Annotated in this window: 13 protein-coding genes and 2 pseudogenes; 6 read left to right on the top strand and 9 right to left on the bottom strand. The window is 65.5% G+C overall.

What is annotated here, in order from left to right; all coding sequences use genetic code 11:
- Nucleotides 1–478: 478 nt before the first annotated feature.
- Nucleotides 479–1,342: an A24 family peptidase gene (locus ACH49N_RS36890; protein ID WP_358277994.1), complete on the bottom strand. Its 864-nt coding sequence runs from the start codon at nucleotides 1,340–1,342 to the stop codon at nucleotides 479–481.
- A gap of 245 nt (nucleotides 1,343–1,587) precedes the next feature.
- Here ACH49N_RS36890 and ACH49N_RS36885 point away from each other — a divergent pair, with 245 nt between their 5' ends.
- Both ACH49N_RS36885 and ACH49N_RS36880 read left to right on the top strand, forming a co-directional pair.
- Complete coding sequence (locus ACH49N_RS36885; protein ID WP_358277996.1) at nucleotides 1,588–2,118, top strand: hypothetical protein; 531 nt, start codon at nucleotides 1,588–1,590, stop codon at nucleotides 2,116–2,118.
- 222 nt (nucleotides 2,119–2,340) lie between these two features.
- Nucleotides 2,341–2,808: a hypothetical protein gene (locus ACH49N_RS36880; RefSeq protein WP_244461550.1), complete on the top strand. Its 468-nt coding sequence runs from the start codon at nucleotides 2,341–2,343 to the stop codon at nucleotides 2,806–2,808.
- A 790-nt stretch (nucleotides 2,809–3,598) separates the two neighbouring features.
- On the opposite strand, the gene ACH49N_RS36875 is transcribed toward ACH49N_RS36880, so the two are convergent.
- Both ACH49N_RS36875 and ACH49N_RS36870 read right to left on the bottom strand, forming a co-directional pair.
- Nucleotides 3,599–4,399 carry a CopG family transcriptional regulator gene (locus ACH49N_RS36875; protein WP_358277998.1) on the bottom strand — a complete coding sequence of 267 codons (801 nt, stop codon included), beginning with the start codon at nucleotides 4,397–4,399 and terminating at the stop codon, nucleotides 3,599–3,601.
- 183 nt (nucleotides 4,400–4,582) lie between these two features.
- Nucleotides 4,583–5,071 (bottom strand): hypothetical protein, encoded by a 489-nt coding sequence (locus ACH49N_RS36870; protein WP_358278000.1) that lies wholly within the window; start codon nucleotides 5,069–5,071, stop codon nucleotides 4,583–4,585.
- 188 nt (nucleotides 5,072–5,259) lie between these two features.
- Here ACH49N_RS36870 and ACH49N_RS36865 point away from each other — a divergent pair, with 188 nt between their 5' ends.
- Complete coding sequence (locus ACH49N_RS36865; protein WP_358278002.1) at nucleotides 5,260–6,963, top strand: DEAD/DEAH box helicase family protein; 1,704 nt, start codon at nucleotides 5,260–5,262, stop codon at nucleotides 6,961–6,963.
- 816 nt (nucleotides 6,964–7,779) lie between these two features.
- Here the strand turns inward: ACH49N_RS36865 and ACH49N_RS36860 are convergent.
- From ACH49N_RS36860 to ACH49N_RS36845, 4 genes are all read right to left on the bottom strand, one after another.
- Nucleotides 7,780–8,040 carry a Txe/YoeB family addiction module toxin gene (locus tag ACH49N_RS36860; protein ID WP_072948949.1) on the bottom strand — a complete coding sequence of 87 codons (261 nt, stop codon included), beginning with the start codon at nucleotides 8,038–8,040 and terminating at the stop codon, nucleotides 7,780–7,782.
- Nucleotides 8,037–8,288, bottom strand: coding sequence for a type II toxin-antitoxin system Phd/YefM family antitoxin (locus ACH49N_RS36855; RefSeq protein WP_005569061.1), 252 nt, complete (start codon nucleotides 8,286–8,288; stop codon nucleotides 8,037–8,039). Before ACH49N_RS36855 ends, ACH49N_RS36860 begins: the two co-directional genes overlap by 4 nt.
- Before the next feature lie 505 nt (nucleotides 8,289–8,793).
- Entirely contained in the window at nucleotides 8,794–10,368 is a 1,575-nt protein-coding gene (locus ACH49N_RS36850; RefSeq protein WP_358278005.1) for an MFS transporter, read from the bottom strand.
- The gene (locus ACH49N_RS36845) at nucleotides 10,365–11,078 is read right to left on the bottom strand and encodes an LppX_LprAFG lipoprotein (protein ID WP_358278007.1); all 714 of its coding nucleotides are present in this window, start codon (nucleotides 11,076–11,078) and stop codon (nucleotides 10,365–10,367) included. The genes ACH49N_RS36850 and ACH49N_RS36845 overlap by 4 nt, the downstream gene beginning before the upstream one ends.
- A 43-nt stretch (nucleotides 11,079–11,121) precedes the next feature.
- Here ACH49N_RS36845 and ACH49N_RS36840 point away from each other — a divergent pair.
- Nucleotides 11,122–11,474: pseudogene (locus tag ACH49N_RS36840) on the top strand (phosphatidylserine/phosphatidylglycerophosphate/cardiolipin synthase family protein); the annotation flags it as partial.
- Nucleotides 11,475–11,903: 429 nt separating this feature from the next.
- Nucleotides 11,904–12,980 carry a PDDEXK nuclease domain-containing protein gene (locus tag ACH49N_RS36835; RefSeq protein WP_358278009.1) on the top strand — a complete coding sequence of 359 codons (1,077 nt, stop codon included), beginning with the start codon at nucleotides 11,904–11,906 and terminating at the stop codon, nucleotides 12,978–12,980.
- Nucleotides 12,981–13,167: 187 nt separating this feature from the next.
- Here ACH49N_RS36835 and ACH49N_RS36830 read toward each other — a convergent pair whose 3' ends face one another.
- Nucleotides 13,168–13,428, bottom strand: a complete 261-nt coding sequence (locus tag ACH49N_RS36830; protein ID WP_358278011.1) for a ribbon-helix-helix protein, CopG family — start codon at nucleotides 13,426–13,428, stop codon at nucleotides 13,168–13,170.
- Nucleotides 13,429–13,606: 178 nt separating this feature from the next.
- Here ACH49N_RS36830 and ACH49N_RS36825 point away from each other — a divergent pair.
- A pseudogene (locus ACH49N_RS36825) lies at nucleotides 13,607–13,738 on the top strand (VapC toxin family PIN domain ribonuclease); the annotation flags it as partial.
- 75 nt (nucleotides 13,739–13,813) lie between these two features.
- Here the strand turns inward: ACH49N_RS36825 and ACH49N_RS36820 are convergent.
- Nucleotides 13,814–15,286, bottom strand: coding sequence for a plasmid pRiA4b ORF-3 family protein (locus ACH49N_RS36820; RefSeq protein WP_358278013.1), 1,473 nt, complete (start codon nucleotides 15,284–15,286; stop codon nucleotides 13,814–13,816).
- Nucleotides 15,287–15,587: the final 301 nt, after the last annotated feature.

Genomic DNA, 15,587 nt, shown 5'->3' with positions numbered 1-15,587 from the left:
CACCGTCTGGATCAACCGCCCCGCCGACGATTCTGCCGAGGCCGAAACGTCAGCCGCTTAACACCCGATGGACTCAACTCCCTTGACAAGTTCCGTCCGCCCGCCGTTCTTCCCAGAGGGGTCTCAGTACACACGATGTCCTCGACCGAATAGGCGATCGCCCCGCACCGAGGGCACTGCCCGGGCAACTGTTGGTGTCGGATCATTGCCCAGTGCTCGTCACACATCAGGTAGTCCACGCGAGCGTCGAAGTGACAGCAGTCCTTGACGACCGCTGCCCAGCGGGCCGCACGCACGAAGCCGACGGGGTCCCCCTTGAAGTACTGGGGATGCTCCACGCAGAACTCACACGGCAGTTCCGTTTGAACGATCGATGGCACCGGGGCGGAGTGGGCCACCTCGTCCATACCGATGCACCTCCCACTCACTGAAGACCAGTATGCAACCGATCCTCCACACCTTCCCGTCACAAAGGCGTTCAGATCCAGACGATCCCCCACAGCGGGGGGACGACGATTGCCACGGCGGTTCCGGCAATGAGGAATGGTGCGAAACCAAACTCCCCCAAATCCTTCTGACGCCGAATCACTTTCACCCCCAACATCACCAAGAGCGCCAGGACGTTCGGTAGCAACATGCCCGAGAGCACATTCGTCCAGTCGACCCATCCCAACGCTGCCCCGAGGATGAAGCTCAGTCGCACGTCGGCGAGCCCGGGATAGCCGCGGGTGACGATCGCGAACACCAGGTTGAATGCGAACACCAGCACACCGGCGAGAAGTGCGCGCCCACCTGCCGCTGGATCTTGATCCACCGCCACCGCGAACGCCCCCAACATCAGACCCACTGCGGTGGTCAGCCTGATCAAGGTCAGCGGAAACCGCAGCGTGAAGTGATCGATCCACGCTGCCCACACGCACAGCAGGCTCAGCGCGAGCCAGGCAGGCAAGATCGCGTCGCCGCCGGCGAACATCACGGCGCCGAACCACATTCCTGCGGTCAGAGCCGCGGGACCGAGTCGCCGGGAGCAGCCCTCTGTCGGGATCTCGACGGCGGCACACAGCCTGGCCATCATCGGTGCCGTCGCCACGCTCAACGCCGCACCAGCCGCGGCACTGGTGACGGCCACCCACCACACGCCTGTTGTGCCGTATTCGGCATCAACCCACCGAACCGCGAACCACATCAACACACTCGCGACGACGACAATCCCAGCGGGCGCGTACACCGTCGCCGACAGATGGTCACTGCGTTGCCCTGCCGCATCTTCAGCACCGACGGCCGGCGACTGTGGCTCCTCGCTGGGACCACTGCCCGCCAGTTCGGACGTCGGTTCGGTCATCGTGGGCACTCCTCCGCAACTATGCGACAGACATAAGGGATAGATCGACACTAGCCGTGCACCTGGACAGTCTCAGCACCACCGAGCCGATTCGGGAGCCGGCCCGCAAGAGGGCACTTCGAGAAACCGCAGCTTGACCCGCTGGTGCGGCGGTGGTCGCGCCGGTCCTCGTTCTGTCCAGGTCATCACATATCACTGGGCTCGACATTGCATCCTCCCTATGACTGGAATAGAAGCGAGTACTCGTGAATCGACGAACCACCAGCGAAATTGCTGCACTGTCCCTCATCACAGCCGCCATTCTCACCGGATGCAGCATCACAGAGGCCGAGACCGAATCTCCGCCAGCCGAACCAGCTGCTGCCGCCACACCCGTCGAGTGGTCGACAAACCCCACCACCGTTGATCAAGGTCAGCCACGAGTGACCGACGCTCAGACCCGGCTATCCGAGACACAGCCGGCGACGACTGCTACGCAGGCCACCGCTGCCGCCGCATTGCCGCCCACGAGCACTCAGTGCGGAATCGTCACGAACAATCTGAACAGTGCCACTGCACCTGTGATCATCATCGCCGGAACTCCGAGCTGCTCAGAAGCACTGAGCATCAGTGATCGCTACCTCAACGACCGCACGGTCGCCGCCCAAGGACAAGGGCGCTTCGCTGTCATCGACGGTTGGAACTGCAGCTGGCCCTACCTTCCTGACCGATCACACGCCGACTCCTATCTGCAATGCGTCGACCCGACCGGGAATGCCGTCAAGATCGGCGACTGACGCGGAACACCGAGGCACACCGAACCTCGTGTAGCCCACGCGCGACGCGCCGACATCGGCGCTCGCACGAGCGACACAGACGAAGGCATTATTGATTCCATGGGGGCACCAGTGAAGAAATCCACGCGCAACTCACGTCGGCCGCATCGTGGCCGCTCCACATCGCCGGTCCGCAGCTCCGCGGAATACACCAAGCGCCTGGCCACTGGAGCGAAAAGCATCGTGATCGACGCCGACCCGGAGAACTGGCTGGACCTTGGTCACATCCCCAGCCAAGTCGAGGTCAAAATTATCGGACAAACCTGCGCGGGAATCGCCGGCGGCTCCATCGCAGCCGCCGGCCGGTGCTTCGTCCAAGCGTCCAACCACGCCAGGGTCACTGCCTACGAACATGCTCACATCGAAGCCTTTGACGACAGCACCGTCGATGCCCGCGGTAAGAGCCATATCGTCGGCACCGACAACGCCAGGATCCGCGCAGAAGACAGCGCTATCGTCTTCGCGCACAGTCATTGCCACGTCCAAGCCAACGGTCAAGCTCTTGTGGCCGCCACCGACACCACCACGGTCCGTATCGATGGTGAGGCCCACGTCCGAGTGAGCGGTGGCGTGCGCATCATCGGGCCCCGTCGACCCGCGATTGTCGAAGCCCGTCCGATCAGCCGTCTCGCACGCCACCTGAATTTCTGAACGAAACGATCTCCGCTGTCCGGATGTGTCGCGGGGCAAACTGTCGAGCTGGACAGCTCATCCACGTCCACTGCCCCATCAGCTGGCTACTGCGCACATTGCACAGAACGCAGCAGACTTATTACTGCACAACGCATTTACTGGAAAGGCAGCTCTCGGTGTCCAACGACAAGCCTCGAACATCAATGGGTGACCTGCTCGTAGCAAGTGCAACTCCACGACGGCTCACCACACTCGAAACCGGCACGCAGAGATTGTGCTTGGCGCTTTCACTGGGGTCCTTCCTCATATTTTTTAGAGGCGTACCGGCCACATCTGCTCAAGAAGGGAACATGGTCGGACTCGGGCTTCTTGTTGTTGCCCTCCTCTGGGGCGTCTTCCTGCTCTGCATGCTTGCTCGGTTGGGGTGCTCCCATGGCGTCCGCGCCACGATCGCCCAGGCACGCTGAGCAGGCCGCAGCATCGGCTGCACACTTCCACAGCATCGGACTGCCGTGATGCTCCTTGCTGTCACAATTGTCACCTGGCAGTCACGGCACTGCTGCGAGGCCCCATTTTCGACCTCGTGGTCGAGGCAGTGGGAACGGACGACCAGTCACCCGCGCAACGTGCCGCGGACGCTGATAGGTCCACCTGGTTAACATCGGGCTGGGCCGGCCACATTGCTGGTCTGACGCTGATTTCCGGGGTCGTCACTGAGGAACTCATGTTTCGAGGACCACTCGTTCCAATCATGGGAGTACCGGCACCGCGGGTTGACTTACCGGCGAGAACCGATGACTTGGAGTGATCAGTCAGGCGGCGTACGGCGCCGCGCCTGGCGACGGACGTGGCGAGCCATGAGATGCGCTTCGTTCTTCTCGCTGCGGAAGATCTCGCGGTTCACCGCCTGCTCGATCATTCCCGGGGCCTCGAGCACACGCTCCGCGGCCAGACGCATCAACTCGGCACGATCGGACCCGCCCCGGGCGGCCAAGGCGTCGAGCTTGTCCCGCAGCGGGGCGTCGAAGTGCACATTTACCCTGGCGGAAAAGATCTCGGGCCGAAGATCGCGCAACGGTGCGATGTTCTCCAGGTCTGCGGTGAGATCACCCGGCTTGTCAAGTAGGCGCCGAAGGGCAACCCGAAGAAGAGCGGTGCTGAGCTTGTCCCCGTGCCGGCCGGCGAGGCGCCAGATCTGGTGCTTGCTGGACGGGTTGACCATGACCTCGACCTTGTCGGACAGTCCGGTTCGCTCCGCCTCGCGGAGCATCGGATGTTTGTAGCGTCCGGGGGTTTCCAGGAATCGGTGCAGTGCAATCCGCATGAGTGCGCTGACCGTGGTGTCGTACTCGGCGGCCAGCGCCGTGAACTTCTGCGCGGTGTCCGGTTCCAGCTTGAGCGTGAGCATGACCAGCGGGATCGCCCGCCGGACTGCCGAGAGTCGCCGCGCTTCCGCGAGACGGTTGCGGACGGCTTTGGGCTGGGTGACCAGTCGTCGGCAGGCGACGCGGATCAGCGCCCCGAACCGGCGAGGGCCGATGCCCTCGGCCATCTCGTCGAGTCGGTGTTTGGTCTCTGGGTCGAAGCGCAGCGCGATGGGATCACCCACCGGGATCCGACCTGGCCTCGACTCCGTCATCCCTCGATCTTTTCTCGTCCGCCGGTGCGCAATAGTCGGCCCTGGCATCCGGGGGGTGGATTCCAGCGGTCGTCGCAACACACATGGTTTGGCAGAAGCATAGTGCAGCTCCGATTATGGATCCGTCAGAGACTCACGGACCAGGGTCTTGCCCTACCGCTCGATGTACTGATATAGCTCGCCAATGGCGGCAACCGTGGCATCGGTATGGGTATCGATCCAAACCGGACCATCGTCGCGCTTGCGCGGCTGCAGCATGCGTTGTCCCTGTGAGGGCCACTGCACGAAGTCGTAGCCAGCGAGGTCTGACTGAACGGTGTCTGCCACCCAGACTGCGGCCTCAGTGAACGGAGTATCCATCGACAAGCCGTCGCAGCGGCTGAACCCACTGATGCCATGTACGCCCTGCCAGCCGATGGTGACGGCGTAGTTGCCGTTAACGGCAAGATCCCACACCAATCCGCCCAACCGCACGTCGCGCCCGTACCGCAGGCACCGCAGATCGCGGGCGACGGCTTCGAGTGCACGCACCCATACCTGCGGCGCCTCGACGTCGTGATCGGATCCGATCGCCGGGCCTCCGTCGAACAAGCCGAAGTGCCACACCAAACTGTCCTGATTCCACAAGTCCCGGGTCGGCATAACGTCATCTTCGCGCGTCCGAGCTGCCCGCCCGTGTCATTAGCCTGATTGCACGCCAGGCCGGTCTCGACGCTGTTACCTCGGTGACGAAGCGGGGTGTCGTGCGCACCATCCAGCTCTGCGATACCAGCCTGCTGGTTGGATAGGGATCGGCAGGCGGAAAGCGAGAGGCAACGATATGGTTCGGTGTGCCCCGGAAGACCACCCAGCGACGCTCCAAGCCCAGACGAGCCAGCGCCGCGCCGCTGATACCCACCCCGGGGCACGGGGAGCAGATCTGGATCCTCGATGTCCCTTATCGGGCATCCGCGCCCGGTGCCAAGTACTACAAAGCGCTCAAAGCGTATGCCTACATCGGCGCTCAATTGCCCGACGAACTCACCGTCTACGCGTCGAAACCGTACTCGTACAGCCGCTGGGTCGAAGAGGACCTCAATGGCGTGCGGCAACCGGGCGCTACTGGTTTCCACAAGATACCGCGGCCCGAGCAGGTGGACGCCGCGAAGGCGATCGCGACGGCCTTTCACCACGGCAAGCGCGGATTCCTGTTGGCCGACGAGCCCGGTGTAGGCAAGACCGGCAGCGCAATCATCGGCGCGAAGGCTGCGCTGAAATTAGGGGGCGGCGAAACCGTACTCATCACCGTGGACCGGCCGGCCCAGATCACCATCGCCGCGTGGCGCGACGCCCTCGCTGCGTTCGGCGACGGTGGGTATCGGTGGCTGATCATCTCCCCGGACCAGCTCAAGAAGTTACTCGGACGCAACGGCCAACCGAAGTACTCCTTCTCCCTCATCATCAATGACGAGGCACAGCAATTCAGGCACCTCACGGCCCAGCGCACCCAATACCAGCGGCGCATCAACCGTCTCTCCGCGACGCCTGAGAAGGCGCCATTCGTCATCACCGTGACGGCGACGCCGGGTCATCACCCAGGCGAATATACCTACTTGTCTTCGCTTTTCGCGCAACTGCACGATGACCCGCCGGGCGAGTGGGCCGATCTCGGTAAGAAACTGGTCGAGCGTGGCCTACCCCTGGCTCCCGGGTGGGACAAGGGCAAATGGGACTGGAACGACCAAGCAAAAGGCTCTCAGCGGCTGCAGCATCAGGCCGTCACCCGCGTCCGAAAATGGATGACCGACTGCGACCCGCCCGTCATGGTGCATCGCGACGCGCCGTGGGGGCCGCCACCTATCGACGGCCTGTCACTCGACTTCACCGCCACACAATGGGCTGCGTACCAACAGGACTGGAGTGAGTTCCGGAGCGCGATGAGAATCGCCCGGCAGGGGAACGACACCGCCCGCGGCCGTGCCGCTCTGATGCGGTTCCGGCAGAAGGCAGGCATGCTGCGAGCCCCGCAGACCGCCGAGTTGGTAGCCGCACACGTCGAACGCGGCTACCAGGTACTCGTCGCCGTCGAATTGGTCACCACGGCCGCCGACCCGGTAGCCAACCTCCTGGAGGAGCAGGGCATTGGCGTCTCGCGCATCTTCGGCGGCGGCGATCTCGAGACGGAGCGCATTCGATTTCAGCGCGGCCACAACCCGGTCGTGGTGTTCAACACCGCATCTGCGATCAACCTGCAAGCCTCCGAGTTGATGGTCGACGGCTCCCGCGCCTCATCGGCACGCCGCATCGGGTTCTTCCACCAGCCTCGCTACTCCGGAATCGCTGCACGCCAAACGATGGGTCGTGCGCATCGCGACGGGCAGGTTTGCTCATGGTCACTCCTGTTCGCCGCCGGAACGGTGGAGGAGCAGGCGGCTCGGATCATGATCAATCGGCTCATGGTGACATCAGCCAGTGTCGATGGCGATCTCGGGGCGTTCGGAAAGCTCGCCCGACTGTTCGACGCAGACTGGCTTCCCGAAAGCATCTTCGAGTAGGAATGATGCCTGGACCAGGGACTCCTACAATCGAGAGCGAGCGGATGTACATAACCCCCGCAAGTGTGCTCACAGTTGGGTGTCCACCTTGGCGTGGGCCGCCGAGTAACGACACAAGGATGGGTCGCTACCCGATGAGCGGCAGCGCAACCAGACCGAGGATCGGCAGAGTTCGCCGCCGTCAATCTTGATCGGTTCGAGGGGGGCGGAGAGACAGCGATGGTGAACGCGTGCGCGGCCGGCGGGTGGTCCTGGGCTCATCCTGGCCCGCGCGCACTCGGCATCGGATTGGGCGAAGTGGACCCGCGAGTGGAGCGCCGCCGGGTTCGAGGACGCGGCTCGTCGCCGGTTCCTCCTCAGCCGGTGACACATTGCTCCTCCGAGTCATCGCGGTGATCGTGATCGGCAGAACCGTGGAAACGACCGTCAAGGGCACCCTGCCACTCGCCGGCCGAAACACGCCGTCCATGCGCATCAGCTGGCTGCAGCGAGAGCGTCGGTGCGGGGAGGCCGTTCGCCGGCTGAGGTGATGGCCCGTGCAGCGATTCGCGTGGTGCAAAATTCCCCGAAGGTCGTCGAAGCCGATCGTCAGCAGACGCTGCCGATCGGTTCTACGGGTCAGCAGGCCGCGGTCGGTCAGGGCGTCCAGCCCAGCCCTCCAAGACGTCCCCAACTCGGCGGGTCGGCCACACCTCAACCACCAATCCTGCCTACTGCGAGCCCTCCCGAAACGCGGACAGTCGGAGCGTCATGCCCAGTGGACTAGAACCATTCCGCAGTCGTTGTCGACAAGCCCAGCCGCCGTGGTGAGCGCGATCAGTGTCCGTAGTGGTAACGGCAGGCAGCAATGCGGATCTGATCATCGACAATTTTATAGACCAGCCGGTGCTCATCGGTGATACGCCGGGACCAGTAGCCTTGAAAACCGTGCTTGAGGGGCTCGGGCTTACCAATTCCGTCGTTCCCGTTGCGTTCGACATCCTTGAGTAGTGTGTTGATCCGCTTGACGATCTTCCGATCCTGCGCCTGCCACCAGACGTAGTCCTCCCACGCGGACTCGTCCCAGACAAGTTTCATTCAGCCAGATCCCGGACAGTTCCCCCGCCGGACTCCAACCGATCGATCGACGCCAACAGCCGGCGGGCGTTCTCCGGACTCCTGAGCAAGTATGCCGTTTCCTTCAACGACTCATAGTCGTCGAGCGAAACCATCACCACCGGCTCGTGACCCGCCCGCGTGATGACGATTTCTTCCCGGTCATCGACGACGGCGTTGAGGACCTCGGCGTACCGCGCGCGAGACTCCGAGTAGGTCATGGTTCGCATGAGCACACCTCCGTTATTGCGTACAAGAAATTGTACGTTACCCGACATGCTTCCACAATCCAAGGGGACGACCCGCGAGTTCGAGAACGAAATTCACCCCGTGGTCCGCATCCCCTCACCGCCCGCCGACCCCCCCGCTCCGGCGAGCGACTCGTCCGGACCCGGGACCGAGCGCGTCCACCAACCGGTGCGGGGCTGCGCAGCGATCCCTGGCCGACGCCCATCCGGATCGAAAATTCGAAAGTGAGGACCCGCAGCGGGACAAATGGGCGGAGCAGCCGCTGCGCAGCCTGGACGTCGCCCCCGAGGACACTCCCCCGGTGATCCGGCACGGCGAGAAGGTGCTGCGCAATCCGACGAATGCGGAACTCGCCCGCATCGTCGGTCTTCCGGTCCCGGACTCGGTCCGGACGCGGACGCGGACGCGGCGACCGTGAGCGCCAGGCTGTAGTGAGGAGCGAGGACGGAGTGTGCTTGTACTCGGTCAGGTCGCCATTCGACGGGGTCATGTCCGCTTGGTGATGCTGTTCTCGGCGGAGTCCGAAGCCTTGGCTGGGTGGCGTCCGAGGAACAGGGCCAGCAGCGCTCCCGCCGCGCACACCGCCGACGTGATCAGAAATATCTCCGTGTACTGGGTAAGCAGAGCACGGTCGACTGCCCCGGTGTACTCGGCCAGCTCCCTCGCCGCCTGCTCGGGAGGTTTGCCGACGGGGAACGGCACCTGCAGGTTCGCAGTCAGGCTGTGGAAGCGGTGCAGCCCCCACGCGGATAACGCGGCAACCCCGACGAGCATCCCGGTCATCCGCGCGACCACCACACCGGCAGAGGCGATCCCGTGCTGGGTCGGCGGCACGGCGCGGAGCACCGCAACGGAGAGCGGCGCGATCACCAGGCCGAGACCTAGCCCAGCGATGGCCAGGTCGGTGTCCAGCCGGGGCACCGCAATCGGCCCGAGCTGATACGACGCGGACAGTACGTCCATCGGCCACCGGGCCATCCGGAAGTAACCCGCCGCGGCCGCCAGCATGCCGGCCGCCGCGACCACGCGGTCGCCCAGTCGTGCCGCGAGCAGCCCACCGAGCAACGCGCCGACCGGGAGCGCGGCCAGGAACCGCAGCAGCAGTATGACCGCTCCCCGGTCGTCCCGATCGAGCAGCGACTGGGCGAACAGGTCGACGTCTACCAGGGTCACCATCAGCGCGACACCTGCCGCACCGGATACCCCGAGCGCGGCGAGGAACGCGCCCATCTGCACGTCGACCGGGTCGATCAGCCGGGTCTTGGCGCGCAGCTCCCAGCCGACGAAGGCGACGGTCGCGACACCGACCCCGACCAGCATCGGCCCGCCCCACGGTGGCAGCACGGCGGTGCGCGGGTCCGGGTTGTACAGGCCGACGACGGCCAGCCCAAGGGCGACCGCGAGCAGCAGCCCCCCGGCCACGTCCACCCGGACGGGTTCCCGCGCCGGATCGCGGCGCGACACCGAAACCTGCACCGCGATCATGGCGAGCACGCCGAGCGGTACGTTTATCCAGAACACGCCGCGCCAGCCGGCGATGCCGAACGCGCTTGACCACACGGCAAGGCCTGCGATCGCCACTCCGTATAGCGGGCCCAGCACGCTGCCCAGCTCCTGCACGGCACCCACCGCGCCGAGCACGTTCGACCGCTTGTGGGTTGCCCACAGGTCGGCGGCAAGCGCCATGGTCACTGGCAGCAACGCTCCACTTGCGACACCCTGGACGACCCGCCCCGCAACGAGCATGGGCAGGTCGTCGGCGAGCGCCGTGACCACCGAGCCGACCAGGAACCCGGCGAGGCAGCTCTGCAGCACTAGCTTGCGGCCGAACCGGTCCGATGCCTGGCCGAGCAGCGGCATCGCGGCAATGTAGCCGAGCAGGTACCCGGTGACGATCGGGGTCACCCGCTCCAGTCGGTTCACCGGGATCAGCAGGTCGTCCATGATCTGCCGGATCATGCTCACCACGACGTAGGTGTCCAGCGCGCCGAGCAGCACGGCGAGCGCCGCGGCGCCGATGGCGACGGTCCTGCTCCGCCCCGCGATCAGCTCGACACTCACGGCGGGGGTGTCACCGTCACGGGCTTGTCGAGATCGGACACCACCACGTCGACGGTCGGGGCGTCTGCGCCGGCCGGCTTCGGGAACGTGACCAACGCTCTCATCGGGAGGTGCATGCCGTCCTCGTCAAGCCACACCGTGATATCCACCTCGGACTCGACCCCGGGAACGATGTTGCCCACCGCATCCTTGTCCGCCCGTCCGGTGATCTTGTACGCCGGTGTCCCGTCAACCTTTTCCCTCGCCTCGGTCTTCGCATCCGTGATGCTGGTCAGCACCTTCGCGAAGCCCCGCTCCGGGTCGAGAATGGCGGTCGGGTCGTAGTACTCGGAGGTGAGTGAGGACGGATACCGCTGAAAGGTGCCGGTCGGGCCCCTCAGGTACAACGAGTCGTCGACCAGCACGAATTCACCTTCGATCAGCTGGCCGGCCAGGGTCAGCTTCACCGTGCCCTTCGCGCCACCGGCCGGACCGCCCTCCCTGGTCAGATCGCCCTCGGCGGTCTGCACGCTGATGCCCGGAATCGAGCCGTTGACGGTCATCGTGAAGTGTGCGCTCTTGATATCGCGGAGGGCGGACGCCGACTCGGCGAGCAGCCCGGCCGCGTCCGGCAGGTTCTCACTCCCTCCCGGATTGGTGTCGGTGCTGCAGCCAGCGACTACCGCCACGCTGAACGCGAGGGTCCCGAGGAAGATACGGCGGGTGAGCATGCCCGCATCGTAGGACGTCGGCTCCGAAAACGCCCGGGCTTGCGGCCGGAACCGGTGTCGTTGTGGGAACGCCGGGCGGCCACCGGGCACGGCAGGTGCGCTCCGCCTCGACACACGCGGCACATCCGGCGCGGTGACGTGATTGTCTTCGTCTCCACCGGCGACGAGTGGATTTATCCGCCCGCCGTGGTGATCTCCGATCCGATGCGAATTCCGCGGTCGGGCGGAGCGGTGTTGTTCTTCCTGCGCACCCGCACCGACCTGCCACCTCTGCCTCTCACCGACGCCGAGAAGGCGCTCACCGACCTCGGGCACCCCGGGTCACGGCTGAGGACCGATCACTACGTCCGCTCCCCCACCCTGCGGACGGCGCTGCTCGCACTGTGGGACCTCTGAGCGGGCACGCACACGAAATGAGCTACGCCCCACCACCGAGCCGCCCGGTCCCCTTCGAAATGCGCCGAGCTTTGTCTGCACGGAACTCGACAACGTTCTCGTCCAGGAACTCTCGTACCCGACAATGCCTGGCGTGTAACTGTTGCTTTCTCTCACCGCCGAACGCAGTCTCTGTCGATGCCGTCGACCGGTTCCACCACTACCCACTCCCCCCACGAGACGTGACTGCCAGGATGGGTTAATACCCATGAGCCACACGACGGGCGCCCAGAAGGCCCGGGCAATCCTCGTCGTCAAGCGTCCCGGCCGGGCTGCGGCCGTGGTCACTAGCTGCTGCTGGCGCTCGCTCCGCCTCCACCCTTGCGGGGGAAGGGTTTCGGCGTCAAACCCGCAGTAGATGGCTCCGTGCCGGGTCCGCCGCCTCGAGCAATGTCCTCCCCCGTCGCTACCGACTACGCCGCCACGCTCGAGAGCATCAAGCGGCTCGTGCATGAGGCGCGCTACATCGCCCAGCGCCGAGTGAACACCGAACTGCTCAGGCTCTATTGGCAGATCGGGGCGACGATCATCGAGCGACAGAGGACAGCCCCGTGGGGCAGCAAGGTCCTCTCCCGGCTCTCCGCGGATCTGCGCACAGAGTTTCCCGGAGCGAAGGGTTTCTCACCGGCCAACCTCAAGTACATGCGCAGGTTCGCCGAGGCGTGGCCCGACCCCGAGGCAATCGGTCAACGACCCGTTGGCCAATTGCCCTGGGGGCATGTCATCGAGTTGCTCGAGAAGCTCGATGACGCCGAGTTACGCGACTGGTACAGCGCCAAGGACATCGCACATGGCTGGAGTCGCCCCGTGCTGGCCCACCAGATCAAGACCCAACTGCACCAGCGAGAGGGTGCCGCCCCGTCCAACTTCCCGCACGCTCTCGAGCGCACCGATTCCGAGCTCGCTCAGCAGATCACCAAGGATCCATTCACGCTCGAGTTCCTCGCCATCGACGGGGACGCCGCCGAGCGACAACTCGAGGATCGGCTCGTCGAACGCATCATCGACACCCTTCGCGAGCTCGGCCCCGGATTCGCGTTCGTGGGCCGCCAGGTCCACTTCGATGTCGAGGGCGATGATTATTTTCTCGACCTACTCTTCTTTCACGTCGAGCAACTCCGGTACGTGGTCATCGAACTCAAGACCACGAAATTCGACCCACGCGACGCCGGCCAGCTCGGCTTCTACGTCGCCCTCGTCGAGGACAGGCTGCGCAGGCCACAACACCAGCCCACGGTCGGGATGCTCCTGGTAGCGGACAAGAACGAGTCCGTCGTCCGGTACGCACTGGCCGGCACCACCCAGCCGATCGCCGTCTCCCGCTACGACCTCTCGCCCGCCGAACAGGCCGCGCTCCCCGCCGAAGACGCCCTCACCCGCGCGGTCGCCCTCGAGCTCGACGACCACACCCCGCAATTGACAAAACCCCAGCGGAACCACTCGTCACCCGATGGATCCGGTATGTGATGTCGGACGTTCGTCTCCGATAGGGGATTCCGCTTACCGGATCGCACACCACACCCTGAGGTGAGTGTTGGAGCCGACCGTTCGGGTCGAAACCCAGCCGGAACTCGCGCGGTATATACGCGATGCTGTGCCGCGTAGATGCCATCATTTTCGCTGATCCCGTGTTTGAGCGCGGATTTATGCGCCTTCACGCGACCCGGGTCCAGGCACGCACCGCTTCCCGAATCGCCTCGGACCGAGAAACATGCTCCTGCTCGGCACGGGCGTTCAATGCCTGTAACAATGCCTCGTCCATCCGTACCGGCACCACTGCGCCGGGGCCGTCCCCCACGGTCGGTCGGCCACGTTTGCGCAACTTGTCGACGTCGTAACCGGCCTCGGCCTCGTCTGCCCACTTCTGGATCATCCCGTCCGTGACGGGCGCTCCGTCAACCGTCTCCTCAGCCATACCTATTATCGTAATACGAAAATAGATTTGGGGCGACGATCCTCAACCGGGCCCCCGGGGCGGTCGATCCCAGTGATACCTGCCGCTCACATTCTTGCGGGCATTCCCGGGACAAGGTTGGGCCCGATACCAGTTCCGGGACTGATCCCGGACCCGCGGGTTCAATCCCCAGCCCGCGGGGCCGCCGATCCCGGATCTGCTCATCGCGGCGACCGCGGAGATCAGCAACCGAATCGTTCCGCACCGGGACACAGACTTCGACCTGATCGCGGCGATAACCGGCCAACCACTCGAACGACTGGTGACATAGCGGCCCGGACAAGGCCCGCCCGGCCTCCACCACGAGCGAACGCGGACGCACAGCTGGTGCGAGGGATAAATCGGGTCAGGTCGCGTCGTCGTGGTCGGTACCGATCACGGCCCGGGCGGCGGCGGCAACGGCGGGATCCATCCCGGTAAGCCGGCCGCGGTGCGTCTTCCCGGAGAGAAGCTCGAGGACGTCGAGTGTGGGGCTGACCACGGCGGCGACGCCGAGGACCGGACTGCCCTCCACGCGCCAGCCGAGGCCGAGCAGCAGGTTTCGGATCTCGCTGGCCCATTCCTCGGCCGGGCTGCCACCCGCGACGACGGCGAGTGCCAGCCAGCCCGCCTGTCGGTCGAACTCGGTTCTGCCCACCGGCAGTCGGGAAATTATATGCCGCCACAGCGCCGATGGGTGGTCACGGCACCGGCGGGCGAGCGCGGTCGGCGCCAGCCGACCCTTGCGCACACTCACCAGGCCCAGCGCACGCGCGCTGTCGCGGAGCTGCGCGACCGGCCACGTGAGGTCCTCCCGGTTCGCCTTGCCGATCCACCAACCGGCCACGCCGGTCCGCTCGGCGAGCTGCTCGACCAACACCGGCGGAAGGTAGCCGGCGCTCGTCAGCCGCACCCCCTCGCCGATCAGGTCGAGGAGGACGGCGTACGGCTCGATCAGGCGTGCGGCGTCCACCTCGCTCACCTCGACCCCGGCGTGCGACGCCGCCCGTGCCAGGACCTGTGTGAGCGCCCGGTTGCCGCCCCGCTCGAGGTGCTCGCACAGCGCGGCCAGCTCCCCGGCCACCCGGACCGGCGCGGCCACCGCCGCCGCGAGGGCGGCGCCGGCCTCGTCGACGTCGAACCGGTCGGGGTGCCAGTCGAGCGGCAGCCAGTCGCGGGCCTGGCCGGCGTCCTCGAACGGGGCCGGAACGGACACCGGGTCGCACCCGCCCCGCACCCACGCCGCCAGCTCGGTGTACCCCCAGATCCCACCGCAATCCTCGGGCGGGCAGGCCATCCGACCACCGGTGCAGCGCACCTCGGCGGGCGGCTCGTCGAGGACCGCCTCCACCGCGAGCACGTGGTCCCAACCGTCCCCGAAGTCGTACTGGTACCAGAGCCGGTCACCGGTGCCGGTCAGCACCTGATCGAGCCGGACACCGTCTTCGAGCACGCCGTCCTCACCCTCCTCGACGTCGAACGGTGTGACGAAGTACGGCGACCGGGGATCGCTGCCCGTCCGGAACCGGTGCAGATGGCCATCGAGCCACCCCATGACGGCCTGGATCACCACATGCAGCCGGTCGAGGGTGAGATCGCCGGGCAGCTCGAGCCGCCGCCACACCGGCGGCTTGGCACCGACCAGGTCGAGCCGGACCCGAACCCCGCCCGTGCGGGTCGGCGCATCACCGACCACAGGCTCCGGGACTCGCAGCACATTCTCGACCAACGCCATCGAACGATCCGCCCCGATCGCGCCCAAGAACGCCTGTTGCTGCTCCGGGGACAACTCGGCCATGAGCTGCTCGGCGAGCCGTCGTACATCGTCTGAGGTCGGCACGATCACCAGTCAACCATCGACAGCGACCCCCGTGCCCAGCAGATACACGAACCCGGGGCACCGGGGGGCTCGGCGTGCAGGACCGCCCGTGGACCGCCACCTCGCCCAATCGGCACCGCGCTAATTGCGTCGGCAAACGTGCCAGCAGCGCTGGGAGTCACAATCGTGACCCGGGTGCCTCAACTGAGAACTCGGACTCGAGTGGTTCGCTGGACATGACCGGGTCCCGCCTGACGTTTCGTTCACCTACCGCCGCCACAATGGACGAACTGGTAGACAGACCTGGTGTAGCGGAACGCTC

Origin of the sequence: Rhodococcus sp. NPDC019647, from assembly GCF_044389235.1 — a bacterium.
Taxonomy (GTDB): Bacteria; Actinomycetota; Actinomycetes; order Mycobacteriales; family Mycobacteriaceae; genus Rhodococcus_F; species Rhodococcus_F oxybenzonivorans.
The sequence above is the reverse complement of the archived record's forward strand: the minus strand, read 5'-3'. Positions and strand labels throughout refer to the sequence as shown.